This is a genomic window from Burkholderia sp. SIMBA_051, from assembly GCF_046534915.1.
Classification (GTDB): domain Bacteria; phylum Pseudomonadota; class Gammaproteobacteria; order Burkholderiales; family Burkholderiaceae; genus Burkholderia; species Burkholderia ambifaria.
Window position 1 is genome coordinate 60,642 of sequence record NZ_JAWRXS010000011.1, and the last position, 22,248, is coordinate 82,889.

At 62.9% G+C, this 22,248-nt stretch carries 22 protein-coding genes; 15 read left to right on the top strand and 7 right to left on the bottom strand.

What is annotated here, in order from left to right:
• Positions 1 to 575 precede the first annotated feature (575 nt).
• On the bottom strand, positions 576 to 1,484 hold the full coding sequence (locus tag SB771_RS25360) for a LysR family transcriptional regulator (RefSeq protein WP_175659890.1): 909 nt from the start codon (positions 1,482 to 1,484) through the stop codon (positions 576 to 578).
• 121 nt (positions 1,485 to 1,605) lie between these two features.
• Between SB771_RS25360 and SB771_RS25365 the strand changes: the two genes are divergently transcribed.
• From SB771_RS25365 to SB771_RS25390, 6 genes are all read left to right on the top strand, one after another.
• Positions 1,606 to 2,319 (top strand): type 1 glutamine amidotransferase domain-containing protein, encoded by a 714-nt coding sequence (locus SB771_RS25365; RefSeq protein ID WP_175659889.1) that lies wholly within the window; start codon positions 1,606 to 1,608, stop codon positions 2,317 to 2,319.
• A 21-nt stretch (positions 2,320 to 2,340) separates the two neighbouring features.
• Entirely contained in the window at positions 2,341 to 3,183 is an 843-nt protein-coding gene (locus SB771_RS25370; protein ID WP_105833719.1) for a type 1 glutamine amidotransferase domain-containing protein, read from the top strand.
• A 57-nt stretch (positions 3,184 to 3,240) separates the two neighbouring features.
• Positions 3,241 to 4,035: an SDR family NAD(P)-dependent oxidoreductase gene (locus SB771_RS25375; protein ID WP_011659967.1), complete on the top strand. Its 795-nt coding sequence runs from the start codon at positions 3,241 to 3,243 to the stop codon at positions 4,033 to 4,035.
• 14 nt (positions 4,036 to 4,049) lie between these two features.
• Positions 4,050 to 4,340 (top strand): putative quinol monooxygenase, encoded by a 291-nt coding sequence (locus SB771_RS25380; protein ID WP_175659888.1) that lies wholly within the window; start codon positions 4,050 to 4,052, stop codon positions 4,338 to 4,340.
• A gap of 28 nt (positions 4,341 to 4,368) precedes the next feature.
• Positions 4,369 to 5,571 carry an L-dopachrome tautomerase-related protein gene (locus SB771_RS25385; RefSeq protein ID WP_175659887.1) on the top strand — a complete coding sequence of 401 codons (1,203 nt, stop codon included), beginning with the start codon at positions 4,369 to 4,371 and terminating at the stop codon, positions 5,569 to 5,571.
• 427 nt (positions 5,572 to 5,998) lie between these two features.
• A complete protein-coding gene (locus SB771_RS25390; protein ID WP_244096755.1) occupies positions 5,999 to 6,583 on the top strand; it encodes a GNAT family N-acetyltransferase in 585 nt (194 codons plus the stop codon).
• A 60-nt stretch (positions 6,584 to 6,643) separates the two neighbouring features.
• On the opposite strand, the gene SB771_RS25395 is transcribed toward SB771_RS25390, so the two are convergent.
• Positions 6,644 to 6,769, bottom strand: a complete 126-nt coding sequence (locus SB771_RS25395; protein ID WP_279607307.1) for a hypothetical protein — start codon at positions 6,767 to 6,769, stop codon at positions 6,644 to 6,646.
• Positions 6,770 to 7,137: 368 nt separating this feature from the next.
• Between SB771_RS25395 and thrS the strand changes: the two genes are divergently transcribed.
• The 4 genes from thrS (at position 7,138) to SB771_RS25415 (ending at position 10,273) form a co-directional block, all read left to right on the top strand.
• Positions 7,138 to 8,346 (top strand): threonine--tRNA ligase, encoded by a 1,209-nt coding sequence (gene thrS, locus SB771_RS25400; RefSeq protein WP_175659886.1) that lies wholly within the window; start codon positions 7,138 to 7,140, stop codon positions 8,344 to 8,346.
• 343 nt (positions 8,347 to 8,689) lie between these two features.
• The gene (locus SB771_RS25405) at positions 8,690 to 9,241 is read left to right on the top strand and encodes a DUF4142 domain-containing protein (protein ID WP_175659885.1); all 552 of its coding nucleotides are present in this window, start codon (positions 8,690 to 8,692) and stop codon (positions 9,239 to 9,241) included.
• 31 nt (positions 9,242 to 9,272) lie between these two features.
• Positions 9,273 to 9,587 (top strand): cupredoxin family copper-binding protein, encoded by a 315-nt coding sequence (locus SB771_RS25410; RefSeq protein WP_175659884.1) that lies wholly within the window; start codon positions 9,273 to 9,275, stop codon positions 9,585 to 9,587.
• The gene (locus SB771_RS25415) at positions 9,584 to 10,273 is read left to right on the top strand and encodes an RNA polymerase sigma factor (protein WP_175659883.1); all 690 of its coding nucleotides are present in this window, start codon (positions 9,584 to 9,586) and stop codon (positions 10,271 to 10,273) included. The genes SB771_RS25410 and SB771_RS25415 overlap by 4 nt, the downstream gene beginning before the upstream one ends.
• A gap of 23 nt (positions 10,274 to 10,296) precedes the next feature.
• Here the strand turns inward: SB771_RS25415 and SB771_RS25420 are convergent, their stop codons facing one another.
• From SB771_RS25420 to SB771_RS25435, 4 genes are all read right to left on the bottom strand, one after another.
• Positions 10,297 to 11,076: an alpha/beta hydrolase family protein gene (locus SB771_RS25420; RefSeq protein ID WP_175659882.1), complete on the bottom strand. Its 780-nt coding sequence runs from the start codon at positions 11,074 to 11,076 to the stop codon at positions 10,297 to 10,299.
• Positions 11,073 to 12,227, bottom strand: coding sequence for a DUF3182 family protein (locus SB771_RS25425; protein ID WP_175659881.1), 1,155 nt, complete (start codon positions 12,225 to 12,227; stop codon positions 11,073 to 11,075). The genes SB771_RS25420 and SB771_RS25425 overlap by 4 nt, the downstream gene beginning before the upstream one ends.
• A 189-nt stretch (positions 12,228 to 12,416) precedes the next feature.
• Positions 12,417 to 13,595 carry a chromate transporter gene (locus tag SB771_RS25430; RefSeq protein WP_175659880.1) on the bottom strand — a complete coding sequence of 393 codons (1,179 nt, stop codon included), beginning with the start codon at positions 13,593 to 13,595 and terminating at the stop codon, positions 12,417 to 12,419.
• Positions 13,592 to 14,569 (bottom strand): chromate resistance protein ChrB domain-containing protein, encoded by a 978-nt coding sequence (locus SB771_RS25435; RefSeq protein WP_175660149.1) that lies wholly within the window; start codon positions 14,567 to 14,569, stop codon positions 13,592 to 13,594. Before SB771_RS25435 ends, SB771_RS25430 begins: the two co-directional genes overlap by 4 nt.
• A 174-nt stretch (positions 14,570 to 14,743) precedes the next feature.
• On the opposite strand from SB771_RS25435, the gene SB771_RS25440 reads away from it, so the two are divergent.
• From SB771_RS25440 to SB771_RS25450, 3 genes are read left to right on the top strand one after another with little or no spacing between them, the layout of a single operon-like run.
• Positions 14,744 to 15,016 carry a metal/formaldehyde-sensitive transcriptional repressor gene (locus SB771_RS25440; protein WP_011659988.1) on the top strand — a complete coding sequence of 91 codons (273 nt, stop codon included), beginning with the start codon at positions 14,744 to 14,746 and terminating at the stop codon, positions 15,014 to 15,016.
• 11 nt (positions 15,017 to 15,027) lie between these two features.
• Positions 15,028 to 16,308 carry a CDF family Co(II)/Ni(II) efflux transporter DmeF gene (dmeF, locus tag SB771_RS25445; protein ID WP_175659879.1) on the top strand — a complete coding sequence of 427 codons (1,281 nt, stop codon included), beginning with the start codon at positions 15,028 to 15,030 and terminating at the stop codon, positions 16,306 to 16,308.
• Positions 16,309 to 16,310: 2 nt separating this feature from the next.
• On the top strand, positions 16,311 to 16,496 hold the full coding sequence (locus SB771_RS25450; protein ID WP_059508013.1) for a DUF1289 domain-containing protein: 186 nt from the start codon (positions 16,311 to 16,313) through the stop codon (positions 16,494 to 16,496).
• Between the two features lie 122 nt (positions 16,497 to 16,618).
• Here SB771_RS25450 and SB771_RS25455 read toward each other — a convergent pair whose 3' ends face one another.
• Complete coding sequence (locus SB771_RS25455) at positions 16,619 to 18,766, bottom strand: TonB-dependent receptor (RefSeq protein ID WP_208446587.1); 2,148 nt, start codon at positions 18,764 to 18,766, stop codon at positions 16,619 to 16,621.
• Between the two features lie 311 nt (positions 18,767 to 19,077).
• Here SB771_RS25455 and SB771_RS25460 point away from each other — a divergent pair, with 311 nt between their 5' ends.
• Both SB771_RS25460 and SB771_RS25465 read left to right on the top strand, forming a co-directional pair.
• Complete coding sequence (locus SB771_RS25460) at positions 19,078 to 20,283, top strand: MFS transporter (protein WP_175659878.1); 1,206 nt, start codon at positions 19,078 to 19,080, stop codon at positions 20,281 to 20,283.
• Positions 20,284 to 20,617: 334 nt separating this feature from the next.
• Complete coding sequence (locus SB771_RS25465; RefSeq protein WP_175705302.1) at positions 20,618 to 21,925, top strand: dicarboxylate/amino acid:cation symporter; 1,308 nt, start codon at positions 20,618 to 20,620, stop codon at positions 21,923 to 21,925.
• The last annotated feature ends 323 nt before the right edge of the window (positions 21,926 to 22,248 follow it).

Here is a 22,248-nt window from a genome sequence, read left to right on the forward strand (position 1 = left end):
CGGAATATGGGGGAATTTCCGGCGATTATGTAAATCTACCTTGGAGGTGTTGGGGTGAGGCTGGACAGGCGCGATGTAGTTTATCTACATTTTTTGTGGGTTGCCTGGCTTGCCGACATAATCCGTGGCGGTGTTCCCTGGCAGCGACACTGCCTTGCGATCGCGACGTAGCGAACAAGCAGAGCGATCTCCGGTGCGTACCAAGACGTTCTCGTGTGGGCACGGCCGGCCGAGGCCAACTCGGAGTTCCTCCAGCGATTGGCATCGAATGGAATACAAGGGCGCCGACAACTGATGTTCCCTGCGGGGCCGACTATCGTTCTCTTCTTTTATCATTCGGCTCCAGACCGTCCATGACCCACGCTGCCTCAAGTGTGATTTATTCGCACTGCTTGCAAATATCCAAGGCTTCAGATACCCATGAATCCCGGCCGAACCATTTGCGCTGCCTGCATCATCGCGCAGCGAATCCGGCTTGCCATGTAAGCAAGCTTGGTTGGCAAGCGATGCGAGAAGACGCGTCATGAAGGCAACGGCGCGGAAATCTTTGGGTCCCCAACCCTTCTGTTTTCCCTTCAATGATCGGCAGTAGACGCAACAATCAAGTCGATCAAAGCCCGCGACGCCGCAGACAACCGACGATGCGGCGCATAGATCACCGAAAACGCCCGTGTGCGCCCACGAAGATGAGGCAGCACTTCGACGAGACTCCCGGCCCGCAAGCGATCCTGAACAATGAAGTCATAGGTCTGGCAGATGCCGGCGCCGCTCTGCGCCATCGAGACAACCCCCAACACATCGTCGGAGACCGCGACGTTCGACGGCGGGAGCCAATCGATGTCCTGCCCGCCGTCGCGGAACACCCACGGCGCGATACGACCGCTGCTGGGCAGCATGAAAGGCAAACACAGATGGTGCGCCAGATCCGCCACGTTCTCCGGCATGCCTGCGCGCGCCACGTACTCCGGCGCCGCGACAAGGCACAACGCCGCGTCCTCGAGCTTGCGTGCGACCAGGCCGCTGTCCGGCAATTCACCTAGCCGGATCGCCAGGTCGAACCCTTCGGCCACCAGATCCACGTTCCGGTTCGCGATGTTCAGCTCCACGCGAACCTCCGGGTGCTGCTGCGTGAACTGCCGCAGCAGCGGCGGCAGACGATAGTGTCCGTACGTCGTCGGTACGCTGATGCGGACATGGCCGGTTAACGTGCCGCCGTGCCCCTGAATCGCACGCTCGGCGTCGTCGATCAGCAAGAACGCCGCACGCGATTGCTCCAGATAGAGCCTGCCTTGTTCCGTCAGGCTCAGCCGTCGAGTCGAACGGCGCAGCAATTGCACGCCCAGCCGCGTCTCCAGACGGGTAATGGCACGGCTGAGAACGGACGGTGTGCTGCCCAGCGCCACCGCGCCCGCTGTCATCGAGCCTTTTTCGATCACCGTGACGAATGCTTCCACGTCACCGAGATGGTCGAATCTTCGCGCCATCTTGTCCTCCAAAGAACAGAAGATTTACTTTTAAGCCAGTTTATCTCCTTGAGCGGGCCAAATAAAGTGAGCGCATCGTGACTGCGTCGTCCGGTCACTCACTGAAATCAAGGAGCAAACCATGAATCGTGACCCTCGCGACCGGCAGGGCCTCACCGTGCTGTTCGTCCTCACGAGCCACGCGACGAAAGGCGCGACCGGCGAGCCGACCGGCTTTTACCTCGGCGAAGTGACGCATCCGCTTGCCGAACTCGACGCGGCGGGCATCGCGGTCGAATTCGCGTCGATTCAGGGCGGCGAGCCGCCCGTCGATGGTCTCGACCTGACGGATGAAGTCAACACGCGCTATTGGAATGACAGTGCTTTCCGCGACGCGCTGCGCCACACGCAGCGACTGGGCGATGTCGACGCGTCGAAATACGCCGCTGTCTTCTTTGCGGGCGGCCACGGTGCGATGTGGGATTTTCCGGGCAATGCCGACGTGCAACAGGTGACGCGCGCGGTCTACGAGGCTGGCGGCGTGGTCGGAGCGGTATGTCACGGCCCCGCGGCGCTGGTCGATGTGACGCTGGGCGACGGTACTTACCTGGTCGCCGGCAAGAACCTGAGCGCATTCACGGATGAAGAGGAACGCGCGGTCCAGCTCGACCACGTCGTGCCGTTCCTGCTTGCGAGCACGTTGACGCAGCGAGGTGCGCATCACCATCCGGCACCGAGCTGGACGGCGAAGGTCGTGGTCGACGGGCGTCTCGTGACCGGCCAGAACCCGCAGTCGGCTGCCGGTGTGGGCGCGGCGATTCGCTACCTGTTGCTGAACCGATCCGAACAGGCCTGACATTCCCCGATGGAGAAAACCATGTATTCGATGCGCAAGCTCGCCGTAGCCGCGATGCTCGGCATTGCCGCGTACAGCGCTCACGCCGCCAACGTGCTGGTGGTGTTGTCGGATTCCGATCACCTCGATCTGAAGGACGGCAAAGTGTTCGCGACGGGCTTCTACCTGAACGAACTGATGCAGCCCGTGAAGGCCCTGCTTGATGCAGGCCATCAGGTGACCTTCGCCACGCCCGAGGGCAAGGCGCCGACGATGGATGCCACGTCTGCCGACAAGATGTACTTCAACGGCGACGAAAAGGCGATGCGCGACTACCGGGCTTTGCTCGACAAGCTGCAGATCACATCGCGTGCGCACTCACCCGTGATCAGTCTGTCGCGGGTCGAGCAGATCGGTTACGGCCACTTCGATGCCGTTTATGTCCCCGGCGGCCATGCGCCGATGCAGGATCTTCTGACTAGCCCCGCGGTGGGCAGGCTGCTGGCCGATTTCCATGCGCGCGGCAAGACCACGGCGCTCGTTTGTCATGGGCCGATTGCGCTGCTGTCGACGCTGCCCGATGCACAGGGCTTTACACGGCAACTCGCTGCCGGGAAGGCCGGCGATGGCGCGCCGAAATGGATCTATGCCGGCTACCGAATGACGGTGATCAGCAACGCGGAAGAAGAGCAGGCGAAAGCACTGCTCGGCGGCGGCGCGATGAAGTTCTATCCGCAGACGGCATTGCAACGCGCCGGTGGAATTTACAGCAGCAACGAGGTGCCCTTTACCGCTCACATGGTGACCGACCGCGAATTGATCACAGGTCAGAACCCGGCGTCCGCACTCGACGTCGCCGGCGAAATGCTCAAGCGGCTGAAGTAATGCCACGCAATGGACCGGCATCGCCGGTTCTTCGATGATGCAAAGGAGAACGAACACATGGATCTGCAACTGCAAGGCAAAACCGCGATCGTCACGGGTGCTACCGCCGGCATCGGCATGGCTATCGCACGAACGTTGGTCGGCGAGGGCGTGTCGGTCACGATCACGGGGCGTCACCGCGACAAACTCGACGAAGCCGTCGCTCAAATTACCGCGGCAGTCCCGGAAGGCAGCGTACGCGGAATCGTTGCCGACGTGAGTGGCACGCGAGGCGTTGCCGAACTGATCGACGCGCAGCCGGATACGGATATTCTCGTGAACAATCTCGGCTACTACGAAGCCAAGCCGTTCGCGGAGATCACCGATGACGACTGGCTGCGAATGATCGACGTCAACGTGATGTCGGGGGTGCGGCTGTCGCGCCATTACTTCCCTCGCATGCTTGCGAAGAACTGGGGGCGTGTGATCTTCATGTCCAGCGAGGTCGGCGCGTTTACGCCGCCGGACATGGTGCACTACGGCGTCAGCAAATCGGCACAGCTCGCGGTTTCGCGCGGCATGGCCGAACTGACGAAGGGCACGGGCGTGACCGTCAACAGCGTGCTGCCGTCCGCCACGCGTTCCGAAGGCATCGTCGCGTATTTGCGGCAGACCGCGCCGCGACCCGGCATGAGCGATGCGGAAATCGAATCGCACTTCTTCGAGACCTATCGCCCGAGCTCGCTGATCGCCCGCATGATCGAAGCCGACGAGATCGCCGCCATGGTGGCGTTGCTGGCCAGTCCGTTGGGCGCGGCGTCCAACGGCGCGGCGGTGCGCGTCGAAGGCGGCACCTTCCGGTCGATTCTCTGAACGGGAGCGTCGATATGTCCGCCCATGTCATCGTCGCGCTCGTCGAAGCGAAGCAAGGTTGTGAGGCGGTGCTGGTGCAAGCGCAGCGGGAGCTTGTCGAAATGGCGCGCCATCAGCCCGGCTGTCTCAGCTATGAACTGCATGAATCGCTGGAGCAGCCCGGGACGGTGGTCTTCTTCGAACAGTGGGTTGACCGTGCATCCTGGGAGCAGCACATGCGTAGCCCGCTGATGGACGCATTCCGCGGGAGCGCCGGTCGGTGGATCGAAAACTTCCAGTTGCTGCATCTGCGCCAAATCGCATAACCCCATCCGACTCACTGAAATCCTCATCATGTTCAAGCGCTTGAATCGAGTTACGGCAATTGCGTTCGCCTTTGCCTTCATCAGTTGCGCGACTGCAGCGACTGCGGCGGCCGATACCCGGCTCGAGCGCTGGCGAAGCTATGCCGGAGTAAGTTGGGAGACTCCGAAAGGCGATGGGGATCCCGCTCCGTTCGCAGGCTCGGTCAATGCACCGATTGCCGGGCTTCATTTCGATGCACGCGGCGCCGCATACGTGAGTACGCCGCGCTTCGTCGCGGCATCGACGCCGGCGACGCTCAGCAGGCTGGATACGCGATCGACGACCGGCCCGGCGCGGCTGACGCCATTTCCGTCGATGGAAGGCAATGCCATATCGACCGCGCCTGCCGAGCATTTGCGCAACGTGCTGGGCTTTTACGTCGACCGCACAAACGATTGGTTATGGGCGCTCGACATGGGGTTCGTTGCCGGCGAATCCGAAGCACCCGCGGGCGCTCAGAAAATCGTCGTGCTCGATCTGAAGTCGGGACGAATCGTGAAGCGCATCGGCCTCGACGGCGTGGCCGATCGTGCCGGCAGTTTCCTCAATGACATCGTGGTCGACGAACGCCTGCGCGTTGCCTATGTTTCCGACAGTGGCTCGCGCAGTGCGCCCGATAACAAGGTGGGCCTGATTGTTGCCGACTTCGCTTCGGGTACCGCACGGCGTGTGCTGGACGGGCATCCGGATTTGCAGGTCGAAGCGGGGGTGAAGGTCGTTTCCCATGGCGCTGAAGTATGGCCGGGAAAGCCGCTGCTGATCGGTATCAACGGAATCGCGCTGTCACCGGACGGCACAACGCTGTACTGGACGGTGACGACGGGGACACGCGTACGTTCGGTTCCGACCGCCGTTCTGAGACGGCACGGTTCGACAGATGCGCAGATTGCCGCGGCGATTCGTGATCTTGGCGCCGTCGGCGGCAATACGGACGGAATGGTGACGGATTCGCGGGGCGCGCTCTACATTACCGACGTCACGCATAACGGCATTGTGAAGTACGAACCGAGCACGAAGTCGATGTCGTTGATCGCATACGACGATGGCGTGCATTGGCCGGATACGCCGGCGCTGCTGCCGAATGGCGATCTGGTCTTCACGTCCAGCGCGCTGAGTGATCATGTCGCGGGACGGGTCGCCAGCGGTCACGAGCGCTACGAGTTGTGGCGGACGTCGATTGGCGGCAAGTGATTGAAAATCGTGCTGCGTGTGTACCGGACGAGAGACGGGTTATAGCCTCCGGAGAATGTAACCTCCTACGGGCTTGCGGCGTTGGATCTTGGCATGAGAGTGATGGGGATCGAAAACCACAGACTTGAGCAACCCGAAAGTGAGTTGCAGATGTCCGCATCATCGCCGCGAGTGAATGTATCATCGCCGAATTGGCTGAATTCTTCGCGCTGAAGATCATTCAACTTTCTTCGCTTACGGGTCATACTCGGTGCTCTGGCCTGCACCGGAATCGGAGTGAACCGTCTAGATCAAATCTTCGTTCAATTATCGATGCTTGTAGGTTCAGGTATCGTGCTGGCATTCGCTCTCGAGGGCATCGCTTCGTTAGCTTATTCCAGATTGCCAGTCGATGATGCACGTGCCTGCTTCCTCGGACTCGTCTGCCATGAAATTGAAAACCATCATGCCGATTCAATGCTTTCCGAGTAACGTTCTTCGAACCGAGCGCCTGATTCTGTCGCGCGCTCGCCGGAATGATGCAAGCGATTTGCTCAGATACTACAGCGAGAATCGACATCATCTCGAATCGTGGAATCCGTCGAGGTCCGAGAATTTTTACACAGTAGTCGAAATTGAGAAGCGTCTGTGTGAAATGGAAACTCAAATGCAGGAAGGTAATGCGTTACACATATTGATACGTCGTTCCGAAGGTGCTGCGCTCGTCGGGGAGTGTAGTTTCACCAATATTGTTCGCGGGCCATTCCAAGCATGCCATTTAGGATTCTCGGTAGCTGCTGACGAAGAAGGTAATGGATTGATGTACGAAGCCTTGTCGAAAGCAATTGAATTCACCTTTGATGTATGTGGTTTTCATCGCATAATGGCGAACTATAAACCTGAAAATTCCCGAAGTGCTCGACTATTGGAACGATTGGGATTCGAAGTGGAAGGGCGTGCTCGGGCATATCTCAAGATAAATGGTCAGTGGGCCGATCACATTCTTACGTCTCGTATTAGTGACCTCGATTGATTGGCTACTTACGCGCTCGACGTCACGGGCTCCGCTGCGCTCCGCGGCTTGCTGTTGGCATCACACCGGCTCGGCGCGGTCGCGGGCGGTGCCACGGTCTAGCAGGTTTTCCCGCTCGCCGAAGCCGGCAGCGGGCTGGCTCGACGCGCTGGCCGTGTCGTCGCGTGCGGCCGATACAACGCTCATGCACACAGTCTCAATATGTTGTCTTTGACCGACCGGGGGCAACTTCGCGCCCAATGAGCCCCTCTCCCTGCCTTCTGTAGCTTTCATTTGTATTGTTGTTTTAAGGATTCTTAATGAATCACGGAAGTGACGGTGCTGAATCAAGATTCGAACGCTCTATTGACAGACGATAACAGCTTGCCTAGATTAGCCACATGAACGCACTTTTCGTTACGACTACCACGACCACCACCACGACCGCCAATGGCGGGCCGGGGGGAGGTTGCACGTCGTAGGTCAGTGCCTCAAACCATCCCCAAGCCCCGCCGGAAACGGACGGGGCTTTTTTGTGCTCCGTTCGACCGGTACAAACGTCAACGGAGAACGTGATGGACGATTTCGATCATCGAGTGCTCGGCAACAAACTCGATCTGTTTCATCAGCAGGATGAAAGTCCGGGCGCCATCTTCTGGCATCCGCGCGGCATGGTCCTTTATCGGGTCGTCGAGGAATATATCCGGGTCCGGATGCGTCAGGCCGGCTTTGTTGAAGTGCGGACTCCTCAGATCGTCTCGCGCGATCTTTGGGAACAGAGCGGTCACTGGGAGAAATTCGGGCGAAACATGTTTTCTCTCGAAAGTGACAACAACCCGTACTGTCTCAAACCGATGAGTTGCCCGTGCCATGTGCAGATTTTCAAAAAAGGCAGTCGGTCGTACCGCGATCTCCCGATCCGATATTCCGAATTTGGGGCCGTCCATCGTGCCGAGCCGTCCGGGGCGCTACATGGCCTCATGCGTGCCCGTGCGTTCACGCAGGATGACGCTCATGTGCTTTGCATGCCGGATCAGGTCGAGATTGAAGTCGCACGATTTTGCGTATTGCTGAAGACGATTTACGCAGACTTCGGATTCGGCGAATTCGATGTGGCTTTGTCGACGAGGCCGGCGGTCCGGGCGGGTGACGATGCGGTCTGGGATCGCTCGGAAGCGATGCTCGCATCCGCTGCGCGAGCGGCCGGCCTGGATTTCGCGATCCAGGCAGGAGAAGGGGCGTTCTATGGCCCCAAGCTCGAATTTCATCTGCTCGACCGTCAAGGACGGAAGTGGCAGTGCGGAACGATCCAGCTCGATTTCGTATTACCGGAACGGCTCGGTGCGTCATATGTCGCGGAGGACGGTGCGAAGGCGACGCCCGTCATGTTGCACCATGCAGTGCTGGGAAGCCTCGAACGGTTCATCGGGATTCTTCTCGAACACTACGAGGGATGGTTGCCCACTTGGTTGGCACCGGACCAGATCGTCGTCGTGAATATTGGGAAGGATGACCGCGAATTTGCCGACAACACGGCGTTCGCCTTCGAAGACATCGGCTGTCGGGTGCTTCGCGATTTCCGTGCCGAGCGCTTGCCGCGCAAGATCTTTGATGCGAGGGAACTGGCCGCGCCGATCGTCGCGATAGCAGGACGCAAGGAGGCGCTGGCTGGCGAAGTGTCGTTACGGTTGAGGGACGGAGAGCAGCACGTGCTGACGATCAACGATGCGCTCGCCTATTTGAAGCAGCACGCGCGCGTCCCGTCTGCGACGCGGGTGTTTTGATCTGATGCAATGTTTTCGGAAACCGCGGGCGGATAGAGCGCACGTTGCGGATCAATCGAATCCGGCGACAAGCACACTTCAATAAGTAATTCTAAAAAATCATGAGAGAAGCCAGTGAGCGAGTAATTTAACGGCTCGGGGGTTATTGTGAGCCTGCGCCGTATGAGGCCGTCCAGACAAATGACGATCGCCCGTCATTCCGCCGCGTTGGGCACCCCCGCGTGCGTGAATCAGGGTAGCCCCCGGAACGCAACATAACCTCACGACGTCTATCACCACAGAGCCCTCCATCGTCGAGCGACATGGATGAGCGTCCCGTTTCCATTCGACTGGAGAAATCGACATGGCACGCATACCCAAGCTATCCATCTTGGCGGCCCTCCTTTCCGCGCTGCCGCTCGCCGCCTCCGCGCAAGCAATCAAACTGACGGACCCTCAGATCGCGGCGATCGTCGTGACGGCCAACCAGGTCGACATCGATGCCGGCAAGCTCGCGGAAAACGTGACGCATACGAAACCGGTCAAGAACTTCGCCGCGTCGATGGTTACTGATCACACCAATGTGAACAAATCGACGGTCGCACTCGCGACCCGGCTGAACCTGAAACCGGAAACCAACCCGACGAGCGACGCGTTGAAGAAGGAGGGCGATGACAACGTCGCCGCGCTCAAGGCGCTCAAGGGGCACGCATTCGACAAAGCCTATGTCGATCATGAGGTGACCTATCATCAACAGGTGATCGATGCGATAGACAAGACGCTCATTCCATCGGCGAAAAACGACGAACTGAAGGCGCTGCTCGTGAAGGTGCGGCCGGCATTCGTCGCCCACCTCGAGCATGCTCGCGCGTTGCAATCGACGCTCGGCGGCGGTAGTGAGAAGAAGGCCTACTAAGCCCGCGCGCTCGACGGCGCGGCGGCGAACCATGTGCCGGATCGTCGTGGCGGCGGCACTGGCGTTCGTGGTCGCGGACGTCTCCGCCGCCACGACGCACCGCATCATCATCGAAGGCATGCGTTTCAACCCGCCCAGCGTGACGGTCGCGCGCGGCGACACGATCGTCTGGGTCAACAAGGATCTCGTCGCGCACACGGCCACGGCCGCGGGCCTGTTCGATTCGCATGAAATCCGACCCGATGCCTCGTGGACGTATGTCGCGAACACACCGGGCCGCTACGCATATATCTGCACGTTTCATCCTACGATGAAAGCGACACTGACCGTGAATCGCAAACCATGACGCACGATGCGAAGCCGCTGCCGCTTGCGGAAGACGACGACCGTACGCTCGCCGCACGCGTCGCGAGCGGCGAGCGCGCTGCGTTCGAACAGCTGATGCGTCGCTACAACCGGCGGCTTTACCGGCTTGCACGGGTGACGTTGCGCGACGATGCCGAAGCCGAGGATGCACTGCAGGAGGCTTACCTCGCGGCATTCCGCGCAATTCCGCGTTTTCGTGGCGACGCGTCGCTATCGACGTGGCTGTCGCGACTCGTGCTCAACGAGTGCTTGACGCGTCAGCGCCGCGGCGCGCGGCGCGACACGATCGCGCCGATGGTCGGGCTATCGACCATCGCCGACTTCGAGCGGGAAACCATGGATGCAGACCAGAACGAATCGCCGGACCGGGCGCTGATGCGCACCGAATTACGCACCTTGCTTGAGCGCAAGCTCGATGCGTTGCCCGAAGCGTTTCGCATCGTGTTCGTGATGCGCTGCGTCGAGGAATTCAGCGTCGAGGAAACCGCCGAGTGCCTCGGCATACCCGAGGCGACGGTGCGCTCGCGGCATTTCCGGGCAAGGAGCATGCTGCGCGAGTCACTCGCCCGGGACATCGATCTGGCCGAGCGCGACGTGTTTTCGTTCGACGGGGAACGGTGCGATCGCATCGTGCACGGTGTGCTGGCGAAAAGCGCTTCGCGTTGATCTCGCCGCGGCCGACAGGCGCGCTATGCGTCCGCCGGGCCGGGCGCGGCGGATCCGCGCGCACCCGCGCGCTGACCCGTGATCATTTCGACGAGCCACTTCTCGACGAGGGCGGTGTACGCACTCTGGCTGGCAGCGTCCGACAGCCCGTGATCGGCGCCTTCGAGAATCCGGTACGTCAGCGAATGCGCGGACAGGCATGCCTGCAGATAGCTGGCGATCGCCGTGTGCGGCACGATCTGATCGTGCTCCGATTCGACGAGCAACACGTCGCCGCGAAAGCGGGACGCCGCGCGCAGTGCGCGATTGTCGGACGCCGGCACGATGCGTTTGCGATACGCGACGAGATCGTGCTCGACGTGCAGCGCCCGCTTCGGCGTATTCCAGCCGTCGTCGAGATAGAGCGCCGGTACGCGCAGGCCGAGCCAGCGTACGGGGCGCAATTCGGTCAGGATGGTCGCGAGATAGCCGCCATAGCTGCTGCCGACGACGGCGATGGCATCGCGATCGATCAACGGGTGGTCAACGAGCGTGTCGTAAGCGGCGAGCAAATCGCGAAGATGGGTTTCGCGCGTCACGTTTTGCTGCTCTTCCAGCGTACGTCCATGCCCGGTCAGATCGAACGTCAGACAGACGCACCCGAGCGCCGCCGCCTGCCGCGCCCGCTCGAGATACTGCTCCTGGCTGCCGCCCCAGCCGTGCACGAACAGAACGCCCGCCACAGTAGTCTTCGGCGCGAGCACGGTACCGTCGAGGTAGCCGTTCTCGACCTTGATGCGCACACGATAATGCTCCGCTGTCATGTCTCGCTGCTCCTTCGGAAAGGGTGACGATCGACCGTGTAGTACTTGGTGAGGGCGCCGGCGTGGGCATCGAGACCGTGATAGACGATCTGCGCGCCGGCCGGTATCGCCGGGTCGTCGCCGTAAATCTCGCGCGTCGCGGCGGCCACGGCGTCCACCTCCAGGTCCGTCCTGAACATGCGCAACGCGCCGATTTCCGCGCCCGATGCGCCGCCGATCCGCCACGATTGCTCCAGTACGCCGCAGTGGCGCACGCCTTGTGCATCGGTGCCGAACGCGACATCGTAGTTGCGCCGCGACGCGAAAAAGCCCGCGTAGTCGCGTTGCACGGCGGCGTCGAATGCGCATGCCTTCGCGATCGCCTCACTGACCTCGGCCGTGACGTCGAGCCGCGCCAGCACGTCGAAGCCGCCGCGGACGACGACGAGGTCGGTGCCGCCATACACTTCATGGCCGTTATTGTTGACGGTCAGATGCTGAACGCCCCAATAGCTCGCCACCAGATCGTCCAGCGTGACCTGACCGACGCTCAATGTCTCGATCGAATCGAGATGGCGCTCGACGACGATGCCGCCGGTGCGCAACGCCGCGTCGCCGAACGCGTCAAGCTCCGCTTCCAGCTCGGCCATGTCGGCCACGAGCGTCTGCCCCGTTCCGCCGATTCCGCTGGGCCGCTTGAGCCGCACGCGGCCGTCCTGCCACAGGCGCTGCGCGGCGTCGCACGCATCCTCGCGCGAGAACGCGGAGTAACCCGGCAGCGTCAGCGCCGCGGCGTGTTCCGCGAATGCGGCGGACCAGCCGGGCGGCTTGGCGCGGGCGCCTTCGACCAGACGATGGGCAATCACCTTGGTCGCGACGAACGGAAACGGCACGACGCCACCGAACAGGTCCCGTACCGATCGGACCCCGAGTTCGCGTGCCTGCGACACGGTGAGCGTATCGTTCGGGATCACGTAACGGTTTGCAGGGTATCGTTCCGTCCGACGGAACTCGCCCGCAAGCCGTGTTCCCTTGAGTGCGGCGATCTGCGCGCCGAGCTGGCGCAGCGTGTCGGCTACATGACCGACGTGCGGCGTCCCCTCGTCCCGAAAATGAATGAGGACGACCGGTAGTGCCGGCGTGACGCGCGCCAGTTGGACCCGTGGTTTCAAATCGCCCCCTTCGCGCCGGCGGCGCGATTGTCATGAATGCATCGTCGCGGGCGGTTTCGCCTGTCGAATCCGCTCATCGCGGTGATGTAGCAAGATTCATTCGCCTCCGTTCCCGCGCTGGCATGCACGAGCGGACGCAAGGTTGCGGGGCGGTCAGCGAGGCATGAGTTCACCGCGCCGCAGCGCGAATCAGTGATGGAGCAACGGATAGGCCACGAGCCCGAAGAGCGCGGCCGCGGTGACGATCACCGGCTCCTGCAGCTTCCTGAAGCGCCACAGCAGCAGCACGGTCGCGACGGCGACCAGTGCGGTCGGTATGTCGATGATCGAGCGTTTCGCGATCACGAGGACGGACCCCGTGATCGCACCGACGGCTGCGGCGGTGATCCCGTCCACGAACGCCTTGACGTCCGGACGGTGCCCGTACTTCTTCATGTACGGCGCGGGAATGACGGTAAACAGATAGCAAGGCAGGAACGTGCCGAGTGCCGCGACGCACGCGCCGGGCAAGCCCGCCACGAGATACCCGATGAAGCCGACGGTGATCACGACCGGCCCGGGCGTGATCATCGCGACCGCGACGGCATCCACGAACTGCCTGTCGTTCAGCCAGTGATGCTCGGTGACGACGCCGCCGTAGAGGAACGGCACGATCGCGAGCCCGGAGCCGAACACGAACGCGCCCGCCTTCGTGAAGAACGCGCCGATCTGCACGAGCTGCGGCAGGTCGATGCCGCTCAGTATTCCGCTGGCGGCCGGCAGGTTGGCGGCGGCTACCGCATGCAGCCCGCCCCGATGCAGCCACTTCGGTGGCGCGCGCCACAGCCAGCCGATCAACCCGGCAGCGATGAAGAGCCACGCGATTTCCGATTCGGTGACGAACGTGACGACAGTGAGCGTCAGGAAGATCGCCCACAGCAACTTGTCGTTGCCGACGGTTTTGGTCGTCAGCTTGTACGCGCTCATCGCGATGATGCCGACCACCGCGGCGCCGACGCCATAGAAAACCGCCTGCATCCACGACAGCCCGCCGAAGTGCGCGTACGCGAATCCGAGCGCGAGCACCATCAGGAACGACGGCAGCACGAATGCGAATCCGACGAGCGTCGCGCCACGGAGGCGATAGTGGACGAACCCGAGATAGATCGCGAGCTGCGCGGCCATCGGCCCTGGCGCAAGCTGGGCCAGCGTGAGCCCTTCCTTGTAGTCGGCTTCGGTGATCCAGCCGCGACGCTCGACCAGGTCGCGACGCATGTAGCCCGCGAGCGCGACCGGCCCGCCGAAACCGAACGTCCCGAGACGCAGCATGTAGGCAACCAGCTCGCCGAGCGAGTAGGTCGGTTCGGTCGCGGCGATGGCGGTGGTCATGACCTGGCTCCGTTCCCGTTCTTTCCGGTCGATGAAAAATGCGCGTACAGCGCGTCGAGCACGGCGCCCATGTGCTCGAGCAACTGGTCGTCGTTCTCCGCGCGCTGGTGCGTGCCGGCCATCACGGCCTCGAAGCCGATCGCTTCGGGCGCCGCGGGGCCGCCGACGTCGAGCGCATGCACGATCTCGCCGAGCCGCACGAGTGCCGCATTCGTGTCGAGCCCGAAACTCGCGAGCAGCACCTCGAACGTGACGCGCTCGCCGACATGGGTGAATGCGGCGCCGTCGAAATCGAAGCCCAGCGCGTCGGCGGGGCAATCCGCCGGCGACGCGAGCCAGATGAAGCGCGCGCGGGTGTCGATGAAGCGGCGGATCAGCCACGCGCTGGCGACACGATCGACCCACATGCGCTGACGCGTCGCCCAGGTTCGTCCCTGGTACTCGCCTATTGCCAGCAGGCGGACGGGGCGCTCGGCAGCGTGCGGCTCGCCCGGCGACAGCACGGTATCGACCAGCGCAACGAAATCCTGCAGCGCGACTTCGGCGCGGGTTGCTGCATCGTTCGGGAAGTAATCGATTGCGCGGATCATGTCGAAGTCCTTGCGCACGCGCCGCAGCAAGCGCGTGAGTTCCGTGGCGGACTGTCCGGCGAAGGTCTTGCGGGCTTCCGCGAGGGTCTGAATGAAGGCGGTGTAGTCGTCGCCTCGATCGAAGAGCGTCCGGAATTCCAGGTCCTGCGCCGCGTCGAGACTCGGCGCGCGCAACAGGTGGGCGGTGCCGCCGCTCTCGGCAATCGCGTCCGCGAGCTCGCGCAGTGCCGCTTCATGCTCGTCCGAGTGCGGGAGCAGATAGATGCCGTCGCGCAACACCGCGCAGCCCTTCGCCTTCAGGGAACGCCAGAACCGCATGCGCGCCGTCGCGTTCTGCGTCGGAAGCGTCAGGATGAGGAGCGACCATGTCGTGAGCGCATTCATGTAGAAAATGCTACTCAAGCGTTATCAGCTCTACAAGAAAACTTTGGCAAAGGCTGTCGCGGCGGGGCGGCGGGCAACCCCCTTCTTCGTCTGACGTTTGGCCGATATACCCCTCCCCCCTATATGGAAAGCAGATTTGAGATATAGTCCCCCCCGGTATATGAAGGGACTGCCATGAGCCACACCATCAAGGAAAAGCAAAAGCTGCTGAACCGTGTCCGCCGCATCAAGGGACAGGTCGAAGCGATCGAACGCGCGCTGGAGGACGAGCGCGGTTGCAACGAGATCCTGCGCCTCATCACGAGTGGTCGCGGCGCGATGAACGGCCTGCTCGCGGTCGTGCTGGAAGATCACATCCGCAGCCATCTGGTCGACGCCGAACATCACGCCGATGAAGGCAGCGCGACCGAACAGCTGATCGAAGTCGTTCACAGCTACTTCAAGTAATCGAGGCCGCAATGAACGACTTCAGGAACGACGCCTTCGGCGCAGGGCACGACCACATCTTTCTCGGCGCGGCGCACGAGCAGAACGAACGCAGGACCTGGATGGTCATCGCGTTGTGCGCGGCGATGATGGTGGCCGAGATCGTCGGCGGGTCGCTGTTCGGCTCGCTGGCGCTCATCGCAGACGGCCTGCACATGTCGACCCATGCGGGCGCGATGCTGATCGCCGCGCTCGCCTACACGTACGCTCGCAAGCATGCCAGCGACCCGCGCTTCGTGTTCGGCACGGGCAAGCTCGGCGATCTGGCGGGCTTCACGAGCGCGATCGTGCTCGCGATGATCGCGCTGCTGATCGGCTACGAGGCGGTTGCGCGCCTGCTCGCCCCGGTACCGATTCATTTCGGCGAGGCGATTCCGATCGCGGTTGCCGGCCTGCTCGTCAACGTCGCGAGCGTCTGGCTGCTGAGCGGCGATCATCATGGTCATAGCCACGGGCATGGTCATCACCATCACCACGGGCATGCGCACGACGCTCACGAACACGACGAGGACGCGCACCGGATCTTCGATCAGCAAGGTGTATTTGTCGTATCGGTGTTCGAGGATGGCGTCCCGCCGGTTTTCCGTATGGCCCCCGCGACGCACGATACTAAGCTCGTCGACGCGAGCGCCGTATCGGTGACGACGATCCGTCCTGACGGCACGCGGCAGACGTTCACGATGGAAAGCCGCGGCGCTTACCTGGAATCGACCGACGACATTCCCGAGCCGCATGAATTCAAGGCGATCGTCCGCTTGAACGGCCGCGAGCACGCATTGGCGTTCGAGGAGCACGACCATCGCGGGTCCACGGCGGCGGCGCGCGACCACAACATCCGTTCCGCGTATGTCCACGTGATCGCCGATGCGGCCGTGTCCGTGCTGACGATCGTCGGGCTGCTGCTCGCGCGCGCGTTCGGCTGGATGTGGATGGATCCGCTGGCCGGCATCATCGGCGCGCTGGTGATCGCGAACTGGTCGTACGGCCTGATGCGCGACACCGGCGGCATCCTGCTCGACATGAATTCGGACCGTCGTCTGACGGACAATGTGCGCGATGCAATCGAAGGCGTGGGCGACCGCGTCGGCGACCTGCATGTCTGGCGGCTCGGACCGGGGCACATGAGCGCGGTCGTGTCGGTGGCGACGGCGGACCCGCAGCGGGATGCACGCTTCTATCACGGCGTGCTCCAGCGTTTCAGGAACCTGTCGCATGTCACCGTCGAAGTGATGCCGGCGACGCGAGGGCAGTAGACATGGCGGTCAAATCCCCTTGCGTCGACGTGTGTTCGTTCGACGGCCGGACCGGCTACTGCGTGGCATGCCTGCGAACGCGCGACGAAGCGCGCGGCTGGAAGAAGATGACGGACCACCGGCGTCATCAGATCGTGAACGACCGCGCGCGGCGGCACGCGAAGCTGACGCGGGAAACAACCGACTGATTGCAGGCTTGCGCGGCCGGACAGCGACACGCCGCGCGTGTATGCGTTCATCTATTGCCGACGACGCACGCCGCGTGGGGCCGCCAGCCGGCCCGGCACGCGTCGTCGGCAACGCTCAGCTTTTACATCTCGTATCGCAACGTCGCCATGACGCTGCGCGGTGCCCCCGGCAGGTTGAGGTTCGCGTTCGAGCCGTGTGCCGAGACGATATAGCCCTTGTTGAACAGGTTGTAGAGGTTCAACTGGAGCGACATCGGGCCGCGCGCGTACCAGGCCATCATGTCGGCCGTCACGTAGCCCGGCAAGGTCACGGTGTTCTGCGGATCGGCCATCCGCGCGCCGACGAAGTTCAGGCCGCCGCCAACACCGAAACCGCTGCCGAGATTCTTGGTCAGCCACAGGTTGCCGGAGTGACGCGGCGTGAGCGTGGCCCGCTTGCCCTGCAATGCAGCGGTCGAGTTCGTGACGGTGGCATCCAGGTACGCGTAGCCTGCCAGCACGCGCCAGCCGTGGCTGAGCTCGGCTGCGCCGCTGAGTTCCACGCCGTCGGTCCGCTGCTCGCCGATCGGAATCAGCGCCGTGCCGGCCCCGTTGGTGATCTTGATGTTGCTGCGATCCAGCCGGAACACCGAGATCGTCGTGGTGGCCTTGCCGCCGAGCCAGTCGTACTTCGCACCGATCTCGGTATTGGTCGTGATTTCCGGCGCGAGCTCCGCATTGTTGGCCGCGAGCGAGAACGCCTCGCCTGACGGCTGGAACGAGCGGCTCCACGACACGTAGTACGACTGCGTGCGGGTCGGCTGCCAGACCAGGCCCAGGCGCGGGCTCCATGCGGTGTCGGTACGCGACAGGCCCGGCTGTTTGGGACGGCGGTCGAGCGTCTCCTGCTCGAAGCGGTCGTAGCGGATGCCGACCAGCGCCTTCCACTGATCGTTGAAGCTGATCAGATCCTGCGTGTAGAACCCGAGCGTCTTGAAGATGCCGAGGTTGTTGGCGGCCGGCGTGGTCGACGTATGCAGCGGCAGCGTCGGCAGCGCCGGCGCGAACAGGTCGAAATTCATCGGCTTGCCGTTCGCGCCGGTGACGGGGGCCGAATAATTGACGAGATCCTTGTTCTGCTGGCCGAATTCCATCCCGTACAGCAGCTCGTGCTTCATGCCGAACAGCGTGGCCTTTTGCGTGAGATCGGTCTGGTTGAACCAGCCGTGTTCCTCGCGATAGACGTTGCCGTGATTCAGCGTGAACGTCCGGTTCGCTTCGTTGACGCTGCCGACGAGCGTGTTGTTCCGGTCGAGCGAATAGTGATAGTAGCGAGTGGCATTGCGGATCGACCACTGTTCGTTGAACTCGTGCTTGATCGTCGCGGTGCTCGAATAGACACGCGATCGCGAATAGTCGACCTCGCCGGCGTTCGCCGCGCCGTAATAGGCGGAGGCCGGCACGTCGACCGGCCGTCCCTTGTAGGCCGGGATGCCGAAGTCCGTCACGCGGCGATCTTCGAGGTAGTCGGCCTGCAGCAACACTGTCGTCTTCGGCGCGATGCGGAACTCGAACGACGGCGCGACCGCCGTGCGATTCAGAAACTGCTGCGACCGATAGCTCTTGGCTTCCTCGTGCGCGCCGGTGATCCGGAACGCGGCCGCGCCGTTCGCGAGCACGCGGCCGACGTCGGCTTCGACCCGACGATCGGCCCACGAACCGTAGCTGACACCCAGGTTGGTGACGTCGACTCCGGGCTTTTTCGTCACACGGTTGATTAGTCCACCTGAAGAACCTCGGCCATAAAGAACGGCGGCAGGGCCCTTGACAACTTCTACGCGATCGACGTTCGACAGATCGCGGAAATAGAGCGCATCGTCGCGAATGCCGTCGACGAACTGGTCGGCAATCGCGGAGAAGCCGCGAATGGTGACCTGGTCGCGCTGACCGTCGCCGGTGGAAAACCCGACGCCCGCGACGTTCTTCAACACGTCCTGCAGGGAATTTGCGTGCTGATCACGCATCACTTCGGCCGTGACCACGTTCACCGTCTGCGGGATGTCGCGCAGCGGCGCGTCGATCCGGGTAGCGCTGACCGCGTTGGTCGGGTTGTAGCCTTCGCCCGGATCGCGGACCGCGCTCGCGTTCACCGAGACGGCCGGCAACATGTCGGTCGTCGCGCTCGTCGGCGCGGCGGTGTTTTCCTGCGCGAAGGCCGCGCCAACCATGATCGGCTGGCACGCAACGGCGGCCAGTACGGCGCGTCGTGCCGGGTGCAATACTCGTCTCATCTCCCAACCTGTCGTGTGCGTAATGATTCGTAATTTCGTAACGCGACGCATTATCATTTGAAAGGAATCGAAGGTCAACAAGTGTTGCAATGCCCTCGATTGTTGATTTGTCTGATGTTTATGCAGCGCGATGGGGCTGGTCGTCACGCATTGCGTGTCGATCCAGTCGATATGTGCGTCGGTCTCGTCCAGAATGTGCTCGAGGATTTCCGCAGGACACGTGTTCCTGTACGGATTTCGCAGCAAGTAAGTACTCGCTGCGACAGGCAACCCCCCGGCGTACGGCGCCCCAACCTCGAGGTCGACCCGTCATGAGCGTTCCATCACCGATTGCCGGCAAGCGTGCGATTCCACGGACCGTGTGGGCGCTGGGCCTCGTCAGCCTGTTCATGGACCTGTCGTCCGAGCTGATCCATGCGCTGTTGCCGATCTATCTGGTGTCGACGATGGGGATGAGCGTCGTCGCGCTCGGCATCCTCGAAGGGGCGGCCGAGGCGACCGCGATGATCGTGAAGGTGTTCTCCGGCGCGATCAGCGACTGGCTCGGGCGCCGCAAGGGGCTGCTGCTGCTCGGCTACGGCCTCGCGGCGTTCACCAAGCCATTGTTTCCGCTCGCGTCCACCCCGGCCGTGGTCGTGACGGCGCGCCTGCTCGATCGCGTCGGCAAGGGAATTCGCGGCGCGCCGCGGGACGCGCTGGTGGCCGACGTCGCACCGCCCGAAATCCGCGGCGCGTGCTTCGGCCTGCGTCAGTCGATGGATACCGTGGGCGCGTTTCTCGGCCCGATGCTCGCCATCGCGCTGATGTTGTTGTTCGCGGACCGCATCCGGACCGTGCTCTGGTTCGCCGTGGTGCCGGCGTTCATCGCGATCGCGCTGATCGTCTTCGGCGTGCGGGAGCCCGATCGGGCGGAATCGCAACGGCGCTTTCGCTCGCCGCTGCGCTGGAGCGCGCTGCGCGAGTTTCCGCGCAGCTACTGGTTCGTCGTCGCGGCCGGCGCGACCTTTACGCTCGCGCGTTTCAGCGAGGCGTTCCTGGTGCTGCGCGCGCAGCAGACGGGGCTCGACGCGGCATGGATCCCGGCGGTGATGGTCGCGATGAGCGTCACCTATTCGCTGTCCGCCTGGCCGGTCGGCATCCTGTCGGACCGGCTGGATCGCCGCGTGCTGCTCGCGGCCGGCATGGTGCTGCTGATCGCGGCCGACCTGCTGCTGGGCATCGGCACGTCGACGATCTCGATGTTCGTCGGCGTGGCCGTGTGGGGGCTGCACATGGGCTTTACGCAGGGCATCCTCGCCGCGATGGTGTCGGAAACCTCGCCGGCCACGCTGCGCGGCACCGCGTTCGGCGTATTCAATCTGGTGAGCGGCATCTGCATGCTGCTCGCGAGCAGCATCGCCGGCGCGCTATGGACGCATTTCGGCGCATCGACCACGTTTCTCGCGGGCGCCGCGCTGGTCGTGGTGCCGCTGTGCCTGTGCCGGTTCATGCCGCGGCCCGGCACGTCGGCGGCGTGATGCGTCGCATGGCGGGTTCGCGGGTGTCCCGCGTACGACCAAGCTGACCGCCTGGCGCCACGGTGCGCCTGTCCCGAACCGGCGGCGTTGCGCGTCCCGCCGCGGCAGAACGCTCCGACACCTACACTCTCCTTGCCCCGCCATCCTCCCTTTCAGAATTGAAAGATGGTCCGGCGTTTGCGATAGAATGCCCCCCCTGTTCGCCGTGGCCGTGCCCGCGGACGGGCTCCGGCACTCGAAACGGCGCACGCCGTGCGCGCGGAATTCCGTTCCCGTTTCGATGCCGGCGATCGACCTGCCGTTGGAAACACATGTTCCGTAATTTGGATTGCTAATGAAGAAGAAGCACAACATCACCCGGTACATCGTCATCGCGATGGCGCTGGGCATCGCCGTGGGCTACGCCTGTCATAGCGCGTTTCCCGACCCGAAAATGGCCAGGGAAGTCGCCGGCTACGTGTCGTTGCTGTCCGACGTGTTCCTGCGGCTGATCAAGATGATCATCGCGCCGCTGGTGTTCGCGACGCTGACGGTCGGCATCGCGCAGATGGGCGACAGCGGGTCGGTCGGCCGCGTGGGCGTGAAGGCGTTCGGCTGGTTCTTCATCGCGTCGTTCACGTCGCTGGTGCTCGGTCTCGTGACCGCGACGATCCTGAAGCCGGGCAGCCACCTGAGCCTGCCGCTGCCGGCCACCGATGCGACGCTGAACCTGAAGACGGCCGCATTCACGCTGAAGGACTTCGTCGTCCACCTGGTGCCGAAGTCGATCGCCGAGGCGATGGCGAACAACGAGATCCTGCAGATCGTCGTGTTCTCGATCTTCTTCGGCACCGCGCTGTCCGCGCTCGGCGACGCCGGCAAGCGCCTGACCGGCGTGATCGACGATCTCGCGCAGGTCATGCTGAAGGTGACGGGCGCGGTGATGTGGTTCGCGCCGGTCGCCGTGTTTGCCGCGCTGGCGTCGACGATCACGACGGAAGGGCTCGGCATCCTGCTCACGTTCGCGAAGTTCATGGCGAGCTTCTATCTGGCGCTTGCGCTGCTGTGGGGCGTGCTGACGCTCGCGGGCGTGACGTTCCTCGGCAAGCGCGCGTTCACGCTGATCCGCCTGATTCGCGAGCCGTTCCTGCTGTCGTTCGCGACGGCGAGCTCCGAAGCCGCGTATCCGAAGCTGCTCGACGCGCTCGACCGGTTCGGCGTGAACCGCAAGATCTCGAGCTTCGTGCTGCCGATCGGGTATTCGTTCAACCTCGACGGCTCGATGATGTACTGCACGTTCGCGGTGTTGTTCATCTCGCAGGTGTACGGGATCGACCTGCCGCTCGGCACGCAGATCACGATGCTGCTGATGCTGATGGTCACGTCGAAGGGGATGGCCGGTGTGCCGCGCGCATCGCTCGTCGTGATCGCGGCGACGCTCAACCAGTTCCATCTGCCGGAATCCGGGTTGCTGCTGATCATGGGTGTCGACATGTTCCTCGACATGGGACGCTCGGCGACCAACGCCGTCGGCAACTCGATCGCGGCGGCCGTGGTCGCGAAGTGGGAGGGCCAGCTCGGCGATCCGCGCGACGACGCGGATGCGGGCGGCGGCGGCGAGATCAAGCAGGTGGAGGTGCGGGAGACGGCGACGTCCGCGTGATTTCCCTGATGTCGTAATGTGCGCCGGCCTGGATTCAACCTGAATTCGGGCCGGCGCGATATCGGCCATCGGTCATTTCGTTACCCGCATCCGGCGATTTTTCCGATTCGCCGAAAAACCTCCGTTATTTCAATACGTCGCATTCGAACCGGCGACGATATTCCCGAAGGCGCAAGCCTGACTTCCCCGATATCAAGCGGGCACGCGTAAGTGATCATTCACTCTCGCGCAATCGCGCACGCCTTCTGCGCGAGCGGCTCGCAATTTTTTTCGATTTATATAACGCTATTCTCGACGCTGCCGATTATCGAATGCACGCTCGA